Source organism: Serratia sp. Ag1, assembly GCF_000743355.1.
GTDB lineage: Bacteria > Pseudomonadota > Gammaproteobacteria > Enterobacterales > Enterobacteriaceae > Chania.
In genome coordinates this window covers 29,829-49,020 of sequence record NZ_JQEI01000035.1, presented here as the reverse complement: position 1 = coordinate 49,020, position 19,192 = coordinate 29,829, and the positions used below count along the sequence as shown (strand labels likewise).

General features: G+C 55.2%; 13 protein-coding genes. 12 read left to right on the top strand and 1 reads right to left on the bottom strand.

The window, feature by feature from the left end; all coding sequences use genetic code 11:
• Window positions 1-270 precede the first annotated feature (270 nt).
• The 10 genes from IV04_RS19725 to IV04_RS19680 all read left to right on the top strand — a co-directional run bounded on the left by IV04_RS19725 (window position 271) and on the right by IV04_RS19680 (window position 14,984).
• On the top strand, window positions 271-1,635 hold the full coding sequence (locus IV04_RS19725) for a polysaccharide lyase family 1 protein (protein ID WP_051916873.1): 1,365 nt from the start codon (window positions 271-273) through the stop codon (window positions 1,633-1,635).
• A gap of 211 nt (window positions 1,636-1,846) precedes the next feature.
• The gene (sapA, locus tag IV04_RS19720; RefSeq protein ID WP_037399207.1) at window positions 1,847-3,499 is read left to right on the top strand and encodes an ABC transporter substrate-binding protein SapA; all 1,653 of its coding nucleotides are present in this window, start codon (window positions 1,847-1,849) and stop codon (window positions 3,497-3,499) included.
• Window positions 3,496-4,461 (top strand): putrescine export ABC transporter permease SapB, encoded by a 966-nt coding sequence (gene sapB, locus IV04_RS19715; protein WP_037399205.1) that lies wholly within the window; start codon window positions 3,496-3,498, stop codon window positions 4,459-4,461. Before sapA ends, sapB begins: the two co-directional genes overlap by 4 nt.
• Window positions 4,448-5,338, top strand: coding sequence for a putrescine export ABC transporter permease SapC (gene sapC, locus IV04_RS19710; protein WP_037399203.1), 891 nt, complete (start codon window positions 4,448-4,450; stop codon window positions 5,336-5,338). The genes sapB and sapC overlap by 14 nt, the downstream gene beginning before the upstream one ends.
• Window positions 5,338-6,330, top strand: a complete 993-nt coding sequence (gene sapD, locus IV04_RS19705; RefSeq protein ID WP_037399201.1) for a putrescine export ABC transporter ATP-binding protein SapD — start codon at window positions 5,338-5,340, stop codon at window positions 6,328-6,330. The genes sapC and sapD overlap by 1 nt, the downstream gene beginning before the upstream one ends.
• A gap of 1 nt (window position 6,331) precedes the next feature.
• Window positions 6,332-7,144, top strand: coding sequence for a putrescine export ABC transporter ATP-binding protein SapF (sapF, locus tag IV04_RS19700; RefSeq protein WP_037399199.1), 813 nt, complete (start codon window positions 6,332-6,334; stop codon window positions 7,142-7,144).
• Between the two features lie 29 nt (window positions 7,145-7,173).
• Complete coding sequence (gene fabI, locus IV04_RS19695; protein ID WP_037399196.1) at window positions 7,174-7,962, top strand: enoyl-ACP reductase FabI; 789 nt, start codon at window positions 7,174-7,176, stop codon at window positions 7,960-7,962.
• 185 nt (window positions 7,963-8,147) lie between these two features.
• On the top strand, window positions 8,148-10,442 hold the full coding sequence (locus IV04_RS19690) for an FdhF/YdeP family oxidoreductase (RefSeq protein WP_037399194.1): 2,295 nt from the start codon (window positions 8,148-8,150) through the stop codon (window positions 10,440-10,442).
• Window positions 10,443-10,765: 323 nt separating this feature from the next.
• Window positions 10,766-12,700 (top strand): exoribonuclease II, encoded by a 1,935-nt coding sequence (locus IV04_RS19685; RefSeq protein WP_037399189.1) that lies wholly within the window; start codon window positions 10,766-10,768, stop codon window positions 12,698-12,700.
• Between the two features lie 217 nt (window positions 12,701-12,917).
• Entirely contained in the window at window positions 12,918-14,984 is a 2,067-nt protein-coding gene (locus tag IV04_RS19680) for a carbon starvation CstA family protein (RefSeq protein WP_037399186.1), read from the top strand.
• Window positions 14,985-15,033: 49 nt separating this feature from the next.
• Here IV04_RS19680 and fsa read toward each other — a convergent pair whose 3' ends face one another.
• Window positions 15,034-15,699: a fructose-6-phosphate aldolase gene (fsa, locus tag IV04_RS19675; protein WP_037399184.1), complete on the bottom strand. Its 666-nt coding sequence runs from the start codon at window positions 15,697-15,699 to the stop codon at window positions 15,034-15,036.
• 145 nt (window positions 15,700-15,844) lie between these two features.
• Here fsa and IV04_RS19670 point away from each other — a divergent pair, with 145 nt between their 5' ends.
• Window positions 15,845-16,744 carry a glycyl-radical enzyme activating protein gene (locus IV04_RS19670; RefSeq protein ID WP_037399182.1) on the top strand — a complete coding sequence of 300 codons (900 nt, stop codon included), beginning with the start codon at window positions 15,845-15,847 and terminating at the stop codon, window positions 16,742-16,744.
• Window positions 16,745-16,748: 4 nt separating this feature from the next.
• Window positions 16,749-19,181 carry a formate C-acetyltransferase/glycerol dehydratase family glycyl radical enzyme gene (locus IV04_RS19665; RefSeq protein WP_037399179.1) on the top strand — a complete coding sequence of 811 codons (2,433 nt, stop codon included), beginning with the start codon at window positions 16,749-16,751 and terminating at the stop codon, window positions 19,179-19,181.
• The last annotated feature ends 11 nt before the right edge of the window (window positions 19,182-19,192 follow it).

Genomic DNA, 19,192 nt, shown 5'->3' with positions numbered 1-19,192 from the left:
CCGCCAATAAGTGGTCAAAACATGATCTCTGCTAATAAATAGAACTTAATTTCTAAATTAATAAAATGATGTTCTACATTTTATTGGTCACCGTTAAAACTACTCCAGCGGTGAGATAGAAACCCTAGTTTAGGAGTGATGCACAGCAACATCAGGCTGTGCGCCCTAACAACACTCGCCAACCTGAAAAGAGGTCGTGAGCATTTTTCGCAGAGTTCGGGCATGCAGTGTGTTGATTATTCATGCAAATTTATTATGGCAGGAGTCACTATGCATCAATCCGTTTTATTGCAACGAGCAACCCTTTCCACCGCGCTAAAACTGGTGCTTGCCAGCAGTTTGGCCTGCTCGACGCTGGCCACCGCAGCCGATCTGGGGCGCGAGGTATTGGCAACCGGAGACGGTTGGGGATCGTATGGCCCCGGCGTCACTGGCGGTAGTGCGGCTGACAGCAGCCATATCTACGAAGTCAGTACCTGGCAGGAGTTGCGTGCTGCACTCGGCGGTACTAGTGCACAAAACCAGACCACACCGCGCATTATCTATGTCAAAGGCAAGATTAACGCGATGGAAAAAACAGAAGGCGGCGGCCTGCTGACCTGCGACGACATTGCTGAACAGGTACAAGTACCCGGGACTGCACAAACGTTCAGCATGGAAGATTTCATCGAGCATTTTGATCCCGCAGGAGCTTGGGGCATGGTCACCCCAGAGGGGCCATTAGAGGAAGCGCGCGTTGCCGCAACCAAGTTGCAAACCAAGCAGATACAACAGCGTTTCGGTTCCAACGTCACGCTGATCGGCGTGGGGAAAAATGCCCATATCACCGGGGCTCACCTGTTGGTGAAAGAAGTCAGTAACGTGATTATCCGTAACATACAGATTTCTGATGCCTATGATTGCTTCCCTGAGTGGGATCCTACCGACGGCAGCGCGGGCAACTGGAACAGCCTGTATGACAACATTTCGCTGATGACGGTAGAACATGCCTGGGTTGATCACGTCACGCTGGATGACGGCGATCATCCACGCCAGACGCTGCCGAAAGTCTATGGGCGTACCTTCCAGGTGCATGACGGCTTACTGGATGTCACCCACAGCAGCAACTACGTCACCGCATCTTTCAATATCTTTGACGATCACGACAAAGTTAACCTGATTGGCTCTTCAGATTCACGCCTGGTGGATCGCGATAAGCTTAAGGTCACCATGCACCATAACCACTGGATCAACCCAGGCCAGCGGGCACCACGCGTGCGTTTTGGTCAGGTCGACGTTTACAACAACTTTAGCCAGATCCTGGCAGCAGCAGACTTTACCAGCCTGTGGGGAGTCGGCTTTGAATCCGCAATTTATGCAGAAAAGAACGTGATCGAACAGGCCAGCGGTATCGCCCCAAGCAAGGTGATCAAGCGCTACGCGGGTCAGCACATCTTCACCGAAGACAATTGGGTTAACGGTAGCCCGGTCGATCTGTTGGCGGTTTATAATGCTTCCGTCTCCGCAGCAGATCGGTTGACCAACAACGTAGGCTGGGTGCCAACCCTGCGGTTGCATGTAAATAGTGTCAATGAGGTGAAAAATATTGTGACCAGTCAATCTGGTTCCGGCAGGCTCGACAGCGATCTGCCCTGATTTCGTCAAGGTCACTGACACTGGCAGGCTCAAAACCTGCCAGTGCGAGAGGAGCAACCTGCTATTTTTGCCGGTTTTGTGATTTTATCGCCAGACGATTGCCGGAAGTTCCACCAACCAGCAGAAAATTCAGCCGTTTTACGCAAGGAATTGGGCAGATTGCCAGAGTGCGATACACTAACGCTATTGCTTATTAACTCATGAAGCGTCTATGCGTGGTTTACCCCTTTGGATACTGTCGCTGAGCGGTCTGGCAACCTCAGTGCTTGCCTCAGCCCCGCCAGCCACCGATGTCACACCTTCGCCAGCGGATATCCGCCAGAGCGGTTTTGTTTACTGCGTCAGTGGCATCCTGAATACCTTCAACCCTCAGATGGCCAGCAGCGGCCTGACGGTCGACACACTGGCGGCACAACTGTACGATCGTCTGCTGGATGTTGACCCTTATACCTACCGGCTGATTCCGCAACTGGCGCAAAGTTGGGAAGTGCTGGAAAACGGTGCCACCTATCGTTTCCATTTACGCCGGGACGTACCTTTCCAGACCACCGCCTGGTTCCAGCCCACGCGCAAAATGAATGCTGATGATGTGGTGTTCAGTTTTGAACGGGTATTCAATCATAAGCATCCATACCATTCGGTGAACGGCGGTGAATATCCGTACTTTGACAGTTTGCAGTTTGCCGATTCCGTACAGCGTGTGAAAAAAATTGATGACTATACCGTCGAGATCCGCCTGCAAGCCCCGGATGCCTCCTTCCTGTGGCACCTGGCAACCCATTACGCCCCCATCTTGTCGGCAGAATATGCCGCCAATCTGACACAAGCGGGGACACAAGAGCTGATTGATCGTGAACCGGTAGGCACTGGCCCATTCATGCTGAATGAATACCGCTCCGGGCAATACATTCGGCTGGCGCGCAATGACGTTTACTGGAAAGGCAAACCACGGATGCCGCAGGTGGTGATCGATCTGGGTGCCGGGGGCACCGGCAGGCTGTCCAAGCTGCTGACCGGTGAATGTGATGTCTTGGCATACCCAGCCGCCAGCCAGCTTTCTATCCTGCGCGACGATCCCCGCCTGCGCCTCACGCTGCGCCCCGGTATGAATATCGCTTATCTGGCCTTCAACACCCGCAAACCGCCGCTGGATAATCTGAAAGTGCGCCAGGCCATTTCGTTGGCGATTAACAATCAGCGCCTGATGCAATCGATCTATTACGGCACGGCAGAAACCGCCGCATCGCTGTTACCGCGCGCCTCTTGGGCATACGACAATGAGGCGCACGTCACGGAATACGACCCAGCCAAGGCCCGAGAAATCCTGCGTGAGGCTGGGGTTGGCCCGCTGGATCTGAAACTGTGGGTGCCTACCGCGTCGCAATCCTATAACCCGAGCCCATTGAAAACCGCCGAACTGATCCAGGCAGATTTAGCCCAGATTGGTATTAACGTGACTATCGTGCCGGTGGAGGGCCGTTTTCAGGAAGCCAGGCTGATGGAGATGAACCACGATCTCACTCTCAGCGGTTGGGCCACCGACAGTAACGACCCGGACAGTTTCTTCCGCCCACTGTTGAGCTGTGCCGCGATCCGTTCACAAACCAACTATGCTCACTGGTGCGATCCCGGTTTTGATGAAGTGCTGCAGGATGCCTTGTTATCACAACAGTTGGCGCAACGTATCGAGAAATACCAGCAGGCACAGAAGATTCTTGCCCAACAGTTGCCAGTGCTGCCATTGGCCTCTTCCCTGCGCCTGCAAGCCTATCGCTATGACATTAAAGGCCTGGTGCTGAGCCCGTTTGGCAACGCGTCGTTTGCCGGGGTGTACCGCGAACCGGCGGAGGAAGTGAAAAAGTGATTATCTTTACCTTACGCCGCATTCTGCTGCTGCTGATTACGCTGTTCTTTCTGACGCTGGTCAGCTTCAGCCTAAGCTATTTCACCCCGCGTGCGCCGCTTTACGGTGCGGCTTTGCTGGATGCCTATCGGTTCTATTTCGTTAGCCTGCTGCAAGGGGATTTTGGCGTTTCCAGCATTAATGGTCAGGCGATCAGCGAGCAACTGCGCGAAGTGTTCCCGGCCACCATGGAACTGTGCGTGCTGGCATTCATACTGGCAATGTGCATCGGCATCCCGCTGGGGATCATCGCCGGAGTGATGCGCAACAAATGGCAGGACACCGCCATCAGTACCTTTGCTCTGCTGGGCTTTTCCATGCCGGTATTCTGGCTGGCCCTGCTGCTGATGGAATATTTCTCGTTGCACCTCGGCTGGCTGCCAGTATCGGGCCGTTTCGATTTGCTGTATCAGGTCAAACCGATCACCGGCCTGGCGCTGATCGACGCCTGGCTTTCCGACTCGCCCTATCGCACCGAGATGATTACCAGTGCGCTGCGCCATATGGTGCTGCCGATTGTTGTCGTAGCGATAGCACCGATCACCGAAGTGATCCGCCTGATGCGAATTAACACTGACGACGTACTTGAACAGAACTACATCAAAGCGGCAGCCACCCGTGGCCTTTCGCGCTTTACCATTATCCGCCGCCATGTGCTGCATAACGCGCTACCGCCGATTATCCCGAAACTCGGGTTGCAGTTCTCTACCATGCTGACGCTGGCGATGATCACCGAAGTGGTGTTCAGTTGGCCAGGGCTCGGGCGCTGGTTGATCAACGCGATTCGCCAGCAGGATTATGCGGCGATCTCTGCCGGTGTCATGGTGATCGGTTCACTGGTGATAACCATTAACGTATTGGCCGATCTTCTGGGTGCAGCCACCAACCCGTTAAAGCATAAGGAATGGTATGCCCTTCGATAACGTGTATGGCGAAAAGAAAATGCCAAGCCCGCTGCTGTACACCTGGCGGATTTTTTACAGTGATACGCTGGCCATGATTGGCTTCTACGGTACCGTTGCCCTACTGCTGCTTTCTATTTTTGGCAGCCTGCTGGCACCTTATGCCTTGGACCAGCAGTTCCTCGGTTATCAACTGTTACCACCGTCCTGGTCACGCTATGGCAATGTGTCGTTCTTTCTTGGCACCGACGATCTGGGCCGCGATCTTCTGAGCCGTCTGTTAACCGGCACCTCCGCGACCTTTGGTTCAGCCTTGATGGTGACGGTTGCTGCCGCTTTCTTTGGCGTGATCCTTGGCGTTTTTGCCGGGGTGACCCGTGGCCTGATTTCGGCAACGTTTAACCATGTGCTCGATACTCTATTGTCTATTCCTTCGCTGCTGTTGGCGATCATCGTCGTGGCCTTCCTCGGGCCAAGCTTGCAGCATGCCATGCTGGCAGTGTGGTTGGCACTGTTGCCACGCATGGTACGAACCATCTACAGCGCGGTGCATGACGAACTGGAAAAGGAGTACGTGGTCGCAGCGCGTTTAGACGGAGCCTCGACGCTGCAGATCTTGTGGTATGCGGTGATGCCGAACATTGCGGCGGTGCTGGTTACCGAGTTCACCCGTGCGTTGTCGATGGCCATTCTCGATATCGCCGCACTGGGGTTCCTCGATCTGGGGGCTCAGTTGCCTTCCCCGGAGTGGGGAGCCATGCTCGGTGACTCACTGGAACTGATGTATGTCGCCCCATGGGCGGTCATGCTGCCCGGTGGGGCGCTCTTTTTCAGCGTACTGTTGGTTAACCTGTTGGGCGATGGCGTGCGCCGCGCGATCAATGCGGGAGTGGAATAATGCCGTTACTCGATATCCGCAATCTGACGATTGAATTTATCACCCCTGAAGGGCCTATCAAGGCCGTCGATCGCGTCAGCCTGACGCTGACCGAAGGCGAAGTGCGTGGCTTAGTGGGGGAATCCGGTTCAGGTAAAAGCCTGATCGCCAAAGCCATTTGTGGCGTCACTAAAGATAACTGGCGCGTCACCGCCGATCGCTTCCGCTTCGATGATATTGACCTGCTGCAGCTAACGCCGCGCGAACGGCGCAAACTGGTGGGCCACAACGTTTCGATGATCTTTCAGGAACCACAATCCTGTCTGGATCCTTCCGAAAGCATTGGCCGCCAACTCATGCAGGCCATCCCCGGCTGGACCTACAAAGGCCGCTGGTGGCAAAGATTCCACTGGCGTAAACGCCGTGCCATCGAACTGTTGCACCGCGTGGGCATCAAAGATCACAAAGACATCATGCGCAGCTTCCCCTATGAATTGACCGAGGGGGAATGCCAGAAAGTGATGATCGCCATTGCGCTGGCTAACCAGCCGCGTTTACTGATCGCCGATGAACCCACCAACGCCATGGAACCCACCACTCAGGCGCAGATTTTCCGCCTGCTGGCGCGCCTTAACCAGAACAACAGCACCACGATCTTACTGATCAGCCACGATCTGCAGATGATGAGCAAATGGGCCGACCGGATAAACGTGCTGTACTGTGGGCAAACGGTGGAAAGCGCCCAGCGCGAAGAACTGCTGGTTGCTCCTCATCACCCTTATACGCAGGCGCTGATCCGCTCCATGCCGGACTTTGGCCGCTCGTTGCCGCATAAAAGCCGCCTGAATACGTTACCTGGTGCGATCCCATCGCTGGAACACCTGCCGATCGGCTGCCGCTTGGGGCCGCGCTGCCCTTATGCCCAGAAACAATGCATCGAAACCCCGCGCCTGCGCGCGGTAAAGAATCGCCTGTTTGCCTGTCACTTCCCGCTGAACATGGAGGAGCAATAACATGGAAACGCTGTTGGAAGTGCGCAACCTGAGCAAAACTTATCGCTATCGCACCGGGCTGTTCCGCCGCCAGAATGTGGAAGCGGTGAAATCGGTCAGTTTCACCCTGCGCGAACGCCAGACGCTAGCGGTACTTGGCGAAAATGGCTCCGGCAAGTCAACGTTGGCGAAAATGCTCTCTGGCATGATCGAGCCCTCTTCCGGCGATCTACTGATTGACGACCATCGGCTGGAGTTTGGCGATTATCGCTACCGGAGCCAGCGTATTCGCATGATCTTTCAAGACCCCAGCACCTCACTTAACCCACGCCAGCGTATCGGCCAGTTGCTTGATGCTCCGTTGAGGCTGAATACCGATCTGGAGGCCGCAGATCGCGAAGTGCGTATCAACCAGACTCTGCGCCAGGTGGGGATGCTGCCGGATCACGCGTATTATTATCCGCACATGCTCGCTTCTGGGCAGAAGCAGCGTATCGCCTTGGCTCGTGCGTTAATCCTGCAGCCCAAGGTGATTATCGCCGACGAAGCGCTGGCCTCACTGGATATGTCGATGCGTTCACAAATCATTAACCTGATGTTGGAACTGCAAGAAACACATGGCATATCATATGTTTATGTCACCCAACATCTTGGCATGATGAAGCATATCAGCGATCAGGTGATGGTGATGCATGAAGGTGAGATCGTTGAACGCGGTAATACGGCAGAAGTGCTGGCGGCTCCGCAGCACGAGCTCACCAAACGCCTGATCGCCAGCCATTTTGGTGAAGCACTGACTGCCGATGCCTGGCGGCGTGACGGCGGCAGGTTCTAACTTCGAGCAAAACATAAGGACAACGGCATATGGGCTTTTTAACCGGCAAACGTATTCTGATCACCGGCGTTGCCAGCAAATTCTCCATCGCTTTTGGTATTGAGCAGGCGATGCATCGTGAAGGGGCCGAACTGGCTTTCACCTACCAGAATGAAAAACTGCAACCGCGCGTAGCAGAATTTGCGGCGGTTTTGGGATCCGATCTGGTTCTGGAATGCGATGTGGCACAGGATGCCAGCATCAGCGCCATGTTCGCTCAATTAGGGCAACGCTGGCCAACCTTTGATGGCTTCGTTCACTCGATCGGTTACGCCCCAGCGGATCAACTGGATGGCGACTATGTCAACGCCGTAACACGCGAAGGTTTTGCCATTGCTCACGATATCAGTTCCTACAGCTTTGTCGCGATGGCGAAGGCTTGCCGCAGCATGCTCAACGCCGATTCGGCCTTGCTGACGCTGTCTTATCTCGGGGCTGAGCGCGCAATTCCCAACTATAACGTCATGGGCCTGGCAAAAGCCTCATTGGAAGCCAACGTGCGTTATATGGCTAACGCCATGGGGCCCGAAGGCGTGCGCGTTAACGGTATTTCCGCCGGGCCGATCCGCACCCTGGCGGCTTCTGGCATCAAGGATTTCCGCAAGATGTTGGCCCATTGTGAAGCGGTGACGCCAATTCGCCGCACCGTCACCACCGAAGACGTGGGTAATACTGCCGCTTTCCTGTGCTCCAATCTGGCGGCAGGGATTTCTGGCGAGATCGTTCACGTTGACGGCGGTTTCAGCATCGCCGCCATGAACGAACTTGAACTGAAATAACGCTGGCACAATTCAACACCATCGGGCTGAACATTTTCGGCCCTGAATAATATCATCATTGTTTTTTGTCGTATGACGGCTATAGACTCTGCACGCACTCCCACCTAAGCTTGTGACATAAACACTCAAAGTACTTAAAAAGGTGCTTACTTTTTAATAACAATTATTCACCTGCGAAGAAAATCATGAAGTTCAAACCGTCAATCAAGCCTTATCGCGGCGCGGCGGGTGGCTGGGGCTCGTTGGAAGCCACCACCCGCTATGTGTTCGACAGCAAACAGCCGCTGAAAAACCTGCGCAACCTACTGCGCGTCAACAAAGCCCGAGGATTCGACTGCCCCGGTTGCGCCTGGGGCGATGACAACCACAGCACGTTCAGCTTCTGTGAGAATGGAGCCAAAGCCGTCAGTTGGGAAGCCACCCGCAACGCAGTTGAACCGGCCTTTTTCGCTGCTCACAGCGTTAGCAAACTGCGGCAGCAAAGCGACTATTTCCTTGAGTATCAGGGGCGTCTCACGCACCCGATGCGCTACAACGCCGCCAGTGACCGCTATCAACCTATCAGTTGGTCAGCAGCTTTTGCTTTGATTGCGCAACACATCCAGCAAATGGATAATCCTAACCAGATCGAACTGTATACCTCAGGGCGAGCCAGTAACGAGGCGTCTTACCTGTATCAACTGTTTGGCCGCATGCTGGGTACCAGCAACTTTCCTGACTGCTCGAACATGTGTCACGAAGCCAGCGGTGTCGGGCTGAAACAAAGCATTGGCGTCGGTAAAGGCACTATCCGTATGAGGGATTTTGAACGGGCCGATGCCATTTTTGTCTTTGGTCAGAATCCGGGCACCAACCACCCGCGTATGTTGCACAGCCTGAAACAGGCCGCCAACCGTGGCGCACGCATCGTCAGTTTTAATACGCTGCGTGAACGTGGGCTAGAGCGCTTTGCCGATCCGCAGAGCCCTTTGCAGATGCTGACGCCAACCTCTTCCCCGATCAGTTCCGCCTATTTTCAGCCCAACCTCGGCGGCGATCTGGCGGCAGTGCGCGGCATGGTGAAAGCACTGCTGGAGACACATCGCCAGCGGCTGGCTGAGGGTAAAGCCGGGCTGTTCGATCAGGCGTTTCTTGAACAGCATTGCATCGGCGCTGAGGAGTATTTGGCGCAGGTGGACGCCACAACGTGGCAAAAAATTACCGGGCAGTCCGGCCTGAGTGAAAACCAACTGCGCCAAGCAGCAGCAATCTATCAAGGCGCCAAACGCGTGATTTGTACCTGGGCGATGGGGATCACCCAGCATAAACATTCGGTGGCAACGGTGCGTGAAATAACCAATCTGCAACTGCTGTTCGGCCAGTTGGGCAAACCGGGAGCCGGATTATGCCCAGTGCGCGGCCACAGTAATGTGCAAGGCAATCGCACCATGGGGATTGATGAAAAAGCGCCGCAAGCATTGCTCGATAGCCTGGAAAAGCATTTCGGTTTCACCCCACGCCGCGAAGCAGGCCATAACACCGTAGAGGCGATAGAGGCCATGCTGCGGGGCGAGGTTAAAGTCCTGTTGGCCCTCGGCGGCAACCTGGCTGCGGCGGCACCGGATACCGAGCGCACCGCCCAGGCTCTGCGCAACTGCGAGCTGACGGTGCATATCAGCACCAAACTGAACCGTAGCCATCTGATCACCGGGAAAGATGCGCTGATCCTGCCCACGTTAGGGCGCACCGAACTGGACTTGCAGGCCAGCGGGCCGCAGTTCATCACGGTAGAAGACTCGTTCAGCATGGTTCATGCTTCGGAAGGTATCGGTAAGCCGTTGTCCGAACATCAGCGTTCGGAAACCGCCATTGTCTGTGGTATTGCCAATGCGGTACTGGGTAGCGAAAAGCTCGACTGGCTGGCGCTGGCGGATGATTATGCGCGCATCCGTGACCATATTCAGGCCACCCTTCCCGGCTTTGAGCATTTCAACCAGCGCTGCGAACAGCCCGGAGGGTTTTATCTGGGCAATGCCGCCGCAGAATTGCGTTTTGCTACGCCAAGCGGCAAGGCGCAATTTAGCGCCGCAGCGTTGCCAGAGGCCCTGTTCGACGAGAAAGCCCCTTTCACCTTACAGACTCTGCGTTCACACGATCAGTACAACACCACCATCTATGGATTGGATGACCGCTATCGCGGCATTTATGGTCAGCGGGAAGTGTTGTTTATCCATCCGCAAGACTTGGCAGAACTCGGTCTACAGGACGGTGAATCCGTAGAAATAGAAACCCTGTGGCATGACGGCGTGGTGCGCAAAGTCAGCGGCTTCAAGCTGGTCAGTTACGCTATCCCACGGGGCAATCTGGCGGCGTACTATCCTGAAACCAATCCATTAGTGCCACTGGACAGTTTCGGTGATGGTACAGGGACACCGACCTCGAAATCCATCCCGGTGACGATCCGCCGCTGTGCTGCCACCCCCGCATCACGCATTGCCTGATGCTGAGCGCAAACCATGGTTTGAGGTTGATGACAAAGTGGCTTTTAATCCGAGATACCCGGGTCTAGCGCACCGAGGGGCGCTCCGACGGCTTACGCCGTTACGACCCCTTCGGCACGCTCCCCCTAATAACCGGCTTTATCAGCAGTCTGAAACCATGGTTAAAATAACCATGGTTTGCCAATCACTTGTTCTCGGGCGTTCGGGCCAGCAATCGCTTATCAACGCAGTGAAATCGTGACGTTAAGCTTGCCCACAGCAGGTGATTCGCGTAAAACTGTCTGCCGCAAATCTTGCCACTCACAACCCATTTACTGGACGATATGTTTCAAGATAACCCGCTGCTGGCGCAGCTTAAACAGCAACTTCACTCTCAAACCCCGCGTGTTGAAGGCGTAGTAAAAGGGACTGAGAAAGGTTTCGGCTTTTTAGAGGTCGACGGTCAGAAAAGCTACTTTATTCCGCCGCCGTACATGAAAAAAGTCATGCATGGTGATCGTATCGTCGCCACCCTGCATACCGAAAAAGATCGCGAAATCGCTGAGCCGGAAACTCTGGTTGAACCGTTCCTGTCGCGCTTTGTTGGCCGGGTACAGAAGAAGGATGATCGCCTGTCCATCGTACCCGACCATCCATTGCTGAAAGACGCCATTCAGTGCCGTCCAGTACGTGAAGTGACTCGTGACTTCCAGGCCGGTGATTGGGCAGTAGCCGAAATGCGTCGCCACCCACTCAAGGGCGATCGCGGTTTTTACGCCGATCTGACTCAGTTCATTACCGATGCTGGAGATCATTTCGCTCCTTGGTGGGTCACGCTGGCACGCCATAATCTGGAAAAAGAAGCCCCTGAAGTGGCAGCCATTGGCGAACTTGATTCCGCCATACCGCGTGAAGATCTGACTGAGCTGAACTTCGTGACCATCGACAGCGCCAGCACCGAAGATATGGATGACGCGCTGTACGTGCAGGATAACGGCGACGGCACATTACAATTGACCATCGCGATTGCCGATCCTACCGCTTACGTCGAGCAAGGCAGCAACCTGGATGATATCGCCCGCCAACGTGCATTCACCAATTACCTGCCAGGCTTCAATATTCCGATGTTGCCGCGCGATCTGTCCGACAACCTGTGTTCGCTGCGCCCCAATGAGCGCCGCCCGGTGTTGGCTTGCCGTGTGACAGTCGCCGCAGACGGCACTTTGAGCAATGATATCCACTTCTTCGCCGCCGAGATCGAATCCAAAGCCAAGCTGGTTTATGACGAAGTCTCTGACTGGCTGGACGGCGTTGCCGGTTGGCAACCGCCAAGCGAAGCCATCGCGCAGCAGATCACTCTGCTCAAACAAGTGTGTGATAACCGCAACGCCTGGCGGCATCAGCATGCGCTGGTGTTTAAAGATCGCCCGGATTATCGCTTTGTGCTCGGTGAAAAAGGCGAAGTGCTGAACATCATCACCGAACAGCGCCGCACCGCCAACCGTATCGTTGAAGAGTGCATGATTGCCGCCAACGTTTGTGCCGCCATTGTATTGCGCGATCGCCTGGGTTTTGGCATTTACAACGTACATACCGGTTTCGATCCGGCGCTGGTTGAGCAGGCGGTCAACGTATTGCAGAGCAACGAAATTGCAGCCGAAGCGGAAAAACTGCTGACGCTGGATGGATTCTGCGAACTGCGCCGCCACCTCGATGCACAGCCGACTCAGTTCCTCGACAGCCGCATTCGTCGCTTCCAGACCTTTGCAGAAATCAGCACTGCGCCTGGCCCGCACTTTGGGCTGGGGCTGGAAGCTTACGCCACCTGGACATCGCCAATCCGTAAGTATGGTGACATGGTTAACCACCGCCTGTTGAAAGCGATTATCAGCCAACAAGCCACCACCAAACCACTGGATGACGTGACAGTGCAACTGGCTGAGCGCCGCCGCCTGAACCGCATGGCCGAGCGCGATGTCAGCGACTGGCTGTATGCGGGCTTCCTGAAAGACAAAGCGGGCACCGATGAACGCTTCACGGCAGAGATCATCGACGTCACGCGCGGTGGCCTGCGCGTACGCCTGCAGGAAAACGGCGCAGTGGCCTTTATCCCGGCTCCGTTCATTCACGCAGTGCGCGATGAACTGGTGTGCAGCCAGGAAACCGGCATGGTGCAGGTCAAAGGTGAAATGGTTTATCGCCAAGGCGATACCCTGCAGGTCAACATTGCTGAAGTACGCATGGAAACCCGCAGCGTAATTGCAAAACCGGTCGCCTGACCGCCCCCATAACCCTCAGGGCGATACCCCAATATCGCCCTTTTTACTCCCCGCCTGACCTTCTTCCCCCATGTTTGCAGCTAAACCCCCGCTGAGTTCACATTTTTCATCTCACCGGCTTTTCTTCATGTCCAAAACCCCTATTTTAACCTGCGACTCACTTTTACTGATGAAACGTTACTTTTATCTACCTTTGCACAACAAGGAGTTGTGGAACATGAAAAACGTCAAGTCCGGCATTATCTGGCTTGCGGTGGCATTACTCGGTGCCTTCGCTTTCGCCATGCTGGCACTCAGCCGTGGGGAGCCCGTCAACGCTGTCTGGCTGGTGGTCGCCGCCGTGGCCTGCTACAGCATTGCTTATCGCTTCTACAGCCTGTTTATTGCCAAAAACGTGTTTGAACTGGACGACCGCCGCTTGACCCCGGCGGAACGCCATAACGATGGGTTGGACTATGTTCCCACCAACAAGTGGGTGCTGTTCGGCCACCACTTTGCCGCCATTGCCGGTGCTGGCCCGCTGGTGGGGCCGATTCTGGCCGCGCAGATGGGGTTCCTGCCAGGCACTATCTGGATCCTGGTCGGCGTGATGATGGCCGGTGCGGTACAAGACTTCCTGATCCTGTTTATCTCTACCCGCCGCGATGGGCGATCCCTCGGTGAAATGGCCAAGCAGGAACTGGGGGCTTTTGCCGGCGTGGTCACCATGCTCGGTGCGCTAGGGGTCATGATCATTATCCTGTCTGCGCTGGCTCTGGTGGTAGTGAAAGCGCTGGCAGACAGCCCGTGGGGCCTGTTCACCATCGCTGCTACCATCCCTATCGCGCTGTTTATGGGCGTTTACATGCGCTTTATTCGCCCGGGTAAAATTGCCGAAGTCTCGCTGTTCGGTTTTGTCCTGATGATGGCGGCAATTATTTACGGCGGTAATGTGGCGCAGCATCCCTACTGGGGGCCGTTCTTTACCCTACATGGCACCACCCTGACCTGGGTGCTGGTGATTTATGGCTTTATCGCTTCGGTACTGCCGGTGTGGTTACTGCTGGCACCGCGTGATTATCTGTCTACTTTCCTGAAAATTGGCGTGATCGTCGGGCTGGCCGTGGGCATTGTGTTCGCCATGCCGGAAATGAAAATGCCAGCGGTTTCGCGCTTTATCGACGGCAGCGGCCCGGTCTTTGCTGGCTCGCTGTTCCCATTCCTGTTTATCACCATTGCCTGCGGGGCCATTTCCGGTTTCCACGCTCTGGTTTCCAGCGGCACCACGCCAAAACTGGTGGAGCGCGAAAGCCATATCCGCTTTATCGGTTATGGCGCGATGCTGATGGAATCTTTCGTTGCCATCATGGCGCTGATTTGTGCCTCGGTGATCGACCCTGGCGTTTACTTTGCCATGAACTCCCCGGCGGCGCTGATCGGCACCACGGTGGAAAATGCCTCACAGGTGATCAACGGCTGGGGCTTTATGGTAACGCCAGAAATGTTGACGCAAATCGCCAAAGATGTGGGTGAGAATTCAGTCTTGTCACGCGCGGGGGGTGCACCAACCTTCGCCGTTGGGATGGCGCATATCATTACCGAAGTGTTCAACAGCCGCACCATGATGGCCTTCTGGTATCACTTCGCCATTCTGTTTGAAGCGCTGTTTATTCTGACCGCCGTTGATGCCGGTACGCGCGCCTGCCGCTTTATGGTGCAGGATCTGGTGGGTATCGCCGTTCCACGCCTGGCCAATAGCCGTTCCTGGTTCGGTAACCTGGCGGGAACCACCGTCGCAGTGTCCGGCTGGGGTTTCTTCGTCTATCAGGGCGTGGTGGATCCCTTAGGTGGCATCAACACCCTGTGGCCGCTGTTCGGTATCGGTAACCAGATGTTGGCCTCAATGGCGCTGATCCTCGGCACCGTGGTGCTGTTCAAAATGAAGAAACAGCGTTACGCCTGGGTCACTATCGTGCCAACCGCCTGGCTGTTCATTACCTCCATGACCGCAGGCTGGCAGAAGATTTTCCACGAAAAACCCAGCATTGGCTTCCTGGCGCAGGCGAAAAAATTCTCTGCCGGGATTGAGCAAGGCACCATCATTGCCCCGGCAAAATCGCTGAAAGACATGGAAACTATCGTATTCAGTAACCAGATTAACGCAGGCCTGTGCGCCTTCTTTATGCTGGTTGCGGTTACTATGCTGGTTTCCGCTTTCTTTGTGATCCGCCGTGCGATGAATTCAAACTCGCCGACGGTGCGCGAAAGTGCCATCGTTCTGCGTGAAGAAACCGGGCGTATCTGAAGCGCCAGAAAATAACCACCGGGGCGGCTCCCTGCCGCCCATCATCCAATCAGCCTAACAATGTGGTGCCAAAAGCGCCCTGCCAATCCTGTTCAAACTTCTCAACCGCCGCCTGCACTGCCGGAGTACCAATAAACTGTTCGGCCACGTCTACCGGTAAAGTGATCGACTGGCAACCCGCCAGCAGGCATTCCAGTGCCTGGCGCGGCGTTTTGAAGCTGGCGGCCAGCACTTTGGCATGAGGTGCATGCAGATTGAGCAACTGCTGCAACTCATGAACCATGGCAACGCCGTCGCCGCCCTGGGCATCAAGACGGTTAACATAGGGTGCCACATATTCCGCCCCCGCCAGCGCCGACAGCAATCCCTGGCCTGCACCATAAACTGCGGTGCCTAAAGTCGGGATCGACATCGACTTCAGCTTTTTGATCGCCGCCAAACCTTCTGCCGTAACCGGGATCTTCACGACCAGCCCCGGCACCCGCTGATTCAACAACAGCGCTTCTGCCACCATGCGCTCTGCGTCGTTAGCCATCACCTGCGCAAACAGCTTGCCGGTACCGCCAAGCGCATCGCGCAACGCAGGCAACACTTCCCAAATGGGTTTACGTTCTTTAGCCACAATACTCGGGTTGGTGGTCACACCGTGCAGCGGCAACACACGCGCCAGACGCTTCACCGCAGTGACATCGGCGGTATCAAGATAAAGTTCCATATCGGTCTCCTGATTATTTTACAAACAAATTCAAACTCTCATCATAATAAGGCAAAAAAGCCCCCGCCATTTGATTAAAATCAATACAAGCTTCATTCGAAACATATTTAATTTACATAAGAAAATTAAACGTCACGGGTGAACCATGCTTTTCAATCTGCAACGCTATTCTACACATGACGGCCCCGGCATCCGCAGCGTGGTGTTCCTGAAAGGCTGTTCCCTCGGCTGTCGCTGGTGCCAGAACCCGGAAAGCCGCGCGCGCCAACAGGAATTACTGTTCGATGAACGCCTGTGTCTGGCAGGATGCACTCTATGCAGCGAACAGTGCCCGCACGCCATTACGCGCACGTCAGAGACGTTAACCATTCAACGCACATTGCTCACTACGGCGGATTATGCAGCCTTGAACGGGTGTTGCCCCAGCGGGGCACTGAGCGTTTGCGGCAGTGCGCTCGACATCGACGCCGTAATGGCCGAAGTGCTGCGTGACAAACCCTTTTATCAGCGCACTGGCGGTGGCCTGACGCTTTCTGGCGGTGAACCCTTTATGCAACCAGAGATCGCCGCCGCCCTGCTCAAACGTGGGCGTGAAGCCGGTATTCACACCGCCGTGGAGTCCTGCCTGCATACACCATGGTCATATATTGCCCCCTCGTTACCTTGGTTGGATCTGATGCTGGCCGACCTCAAGCACGTTGACGAAGCACGCTTTAAGCAATGGACCGATGGCTCTGCCAAGCGCGTGATGGATAATTTCCGTCGTTTGGCAGCAGCAGGAACCGCGATCACCGTGCGGGTGCCGCTCATCCCTGAATTTAACGCCGATCGTGCCTCAATCCGCGCCATTACCGACTTTGCCGCCGACGAAGTCGGCGTGAAAGAAATTCATTTTTTGCCGTACCACACATTGGGCATCAACAAATACCACCTGCTCGGTGTGCCCTATCACGCCTCCCGTACCCCACTGGACGATCCTGAACTGCTGGCTTACGCCGAAGATTATGCCAGCGCCAAAGGTTTGACCGCCATTTTACGAGGATAACATTATGACCACGCTGGATCTGATTACCCTGACCGAACGCACCCAGGCGCACAAGAACGCGCTGATCCATATTGTTAAACCCCCGGTTTGTACTGAACGGGCGCAGCACTACACCGAAACCTACCAACAGCATCAGGACAAACCACTGCCGGTACGGCGGGCATTGGCACTGGCCAACCATTTGGCAAACCGTACTATCTGGATCAAAAACGATGAGTTGATTATCGGTAACCAGGCCAGCGAACTGCGGGCTGCGCCAATCTTTCCGGAATACACCGTCAGTTGGATTGAAAGCGAAATTGACGAGTTAGCCGATCGCCCTGGCGCGGGCTTTTCCGTCAGCGAGGAAAACAAGGCGATTCTGCATCAACTGTGCCCGTGGTGGCGCGGTCAAACCGTGCAGGATCGCTGCTATGGTATGTTCACCGATGAACAGAAAGCCTTGCTGGCGACCGGGATCATCAAAGCAGAAGGCAACATGACCTCCGGTGATGCCCATTTAGCGGTCAACTTCCCGTTGCTGTTAGAGAAAGGTTTGGACGGTTTACGTGACAATGTCACCGAGCGCCGTAACCGCCTGCAGTTGACTGACTGGGACGATCTGCACAAAGAACAGTTTCTGAAAGCCATTGATATCTCGCTGGCTGCGCTGAGCGAGCATATCCTGCGCTTCGCTCTGCTGGCCCGTAAGATGGCAAAGGAAGAGAGCCGTATCTGGCGCCGTGAAGAGTTGCTGACCATGGCCGCTAACTGCGAACTGATCGCCCATCAGCCTCCACAAACCTTCTGGCAGGCACTGCAACTGTGCTACTTCATTCAGTTGATGTTACAGATTGAATCCAACGGCCACTCGGTCTCCTTTGGCCGCCTCGATCAGTACCTCTACCCATGGTATCGCCGTGATGTCGAACTGGAACAAAGCCTACCACGCGAAAAAGCCATTGAAATGCTACACAGTTGCTGGCTCAAGCTGTTGGAAGTGAACAAGATCCGTTCCGGTTCGCACTCCAAAGCTTCAGCCGGTAGCCCGCTGTATCAGAACGTGACCATTGGTGGCCAGAAACTGGTGAACGGTCAGCCAGCGGATGCGGTTAACCCGCTGTCTTACACCATTCTGGAATCCTGTGGCCGCCTGCGTTCCACCCAGCCCAACCTCAGCGTGCGTTACCACGCCGGTATCAGCAATGATTTCCTCGATGCCTGCGTGCAGGTGATCCGCTGTGGCTTTGGCATGCCTGCGTTCAACAACGATGAAATCGTGATCCCGGAATTTATCAAACTGGGGGTTGAACCGCAGGATGCCTACGATTATGCCGCTATCGGCTGTATCGAAACCGCCGTGGGTGGCAAATGGGGCTATCGTTGCACCGGCATGAGCTTTATCAACTTCGCCCGGGTAATGCTGGCGGCGTTGGAACAGGGACGTGATGCTACCTCGGGTCAGGTCTTCCTGCCGCAGGAGTTGGCGCTTTCGCAAGGTAACTTCAGCCAATTTGAGCAGGTGTTGGGGGCTTGGGATACGCAAATCCGTTACTACACCCGCAAGTCGATTGAAATTGAATGCGTGGTGGATACCGTTCTGGAAGAGAATGCTCACGATATCCTCTGCTCGGCGTTGGTGGATGACTGCATTGAGCGCGGTAAGAGCATCAAGCAAGGTGGCGCGAAGTATGATTGGGTTTCCGGCCTGCAGGTGGGCATCGCCAACCTCGGCAACAGCCTGGCGGCGGTGCGTAAGCTGATATTTGAGCAAGGGATCATCGGCCAGCAGCAGTTGGCACAAGCCTTGGCCAACGATTTTGCCGGGTTAGACGGTGAACAGTTACGCCAACGGTTGATTAATGCCGCACCGAAGTACGGTAACGACGTGGATGAGGTTGACCAGTTGCTGGTGCGTGCTTACCAGACCTACATCGACGAACTGAAGCAGTACCATAATACCCGTTTTGGCCGGGGCCCGATTGGCGGCACCTACTATGCCGGAACCTCTTCCATCTCCGCCAACGTGCCGTTTGGAGCAGCCACTATGGCAACGCCAGATGGGCGCAAGGCCCAGACACCTTTGGCGGAAGGAGCCAGCCCGGCCTCCGGTACCGATCATTTGGGGCCGACAGCGGTGTTCAACTCGTTGTCCAAACTGCCAACGGCTTCGATTCTTGGCGGTGTGCTGCTCAACCAGAAGCTGAATCCATCCACGCTGGAAAACCCGCGTGACCGCGAGAAACTGATGCTGATGCTGCGCACCTTCTTCGAGACCTATCACGGTTGGCACGTGCAGTACAATATTGTTTCCAGAGAAACGTTGCTGGCAGCGAAGCAACATCCTGACCAATATCGTGATTTAGTGGTACGGGTGGCTGGATATTCTGCTTTCTTTACCGCATTATCCCCAGACGCACAGGATGATATTATCGCACGCACAGAACATACTCTTTAAACAGCAAACAT

Excerpts from the sequence above, each read along its gene's own strand:
- sapC (WP_037399203.1), top strand. The coding sequence starts at position 4,448 with ATGCCCTTCGATAACGTGTATGGCGAAAAGAAAATGCCAAGCCCGCTG.
- IV04_RS19680 (WP_037399186.1), top strand. The coding sequence starts at position 12,918 with ATGAAAAACGTCAAGTCCGGCATTATCTGGCTTGCGGTGGCATTACTC.
- IV04_RS19685 (WP_037399189.1), top strand. The coding sequence starts at position 10,766 with ATGTTTCAAGATAACCCGCTGCTGGCGCAGCTTAAACAGCAACTTCAC.
- sapD (WP_037399201.1), top strand. The coding sequence starts at position 5,338 with ATGCCGTTACTCGATATCCGCAATCTGACGATTGAATTTATCACCCCT.
- IV04_RS19670 (WP_037399182.1), top strand. The coding sequence starts at position 15,845 with ATGCTTTTCAATCTGCAACGCTATTCTACACATGACGGCCCCGGCATC.
- fabI (WP_037399196.1), top strand. The coding sequence starts at position 7,174 with ATGGGCTTTTTAACCGGCAAACGTATTCTGATCACCGGCGTTGCCAGC.
- IV04_RS19690 (WP_037399194.1), top strand. The coding sequence starts at position 8,148 with ATGAAGTTCAAACCGTCAATCAAGCCTTATCGCGGCGCGGCGGGTGGC.
- IV04_RS19725 (WP_051916873.1), top strand. The coding sequence starts at position 271 with ATGCATCAATCCGTTTTATTGCAACGAGCAACCCTTTCCACCGCGCTA.
- IV04_RS19665 (WP_037399179.1), top strand. The coding sequence starts at position 16,749 with ATGACCACGCTGGATCTGATTACCCTGACCGAACGCACCCAGGCGCAC.
- sapA (WP_037399207.1), top strand. The coding sequence starts at position 1,847 with ATGCGTGGTTTACCCCTTTGGATACTGTCGCTGAGCGGTCTGGCAACC.
- sapF (WP_037399199.1), top strand. The coding sequence starts at position 6,332 with ATGGAAACGCTGTTGGAAGTGCGCAACCTGAGCAAAACTTATCGCTAT.
- fsa (WP_037399184.1), bottom strand. The coding sequence starts at position 15,699 with ATGGAACTTTATCTTGATACCGCCGATGTCACTGCGGTGAAGCGTCTG.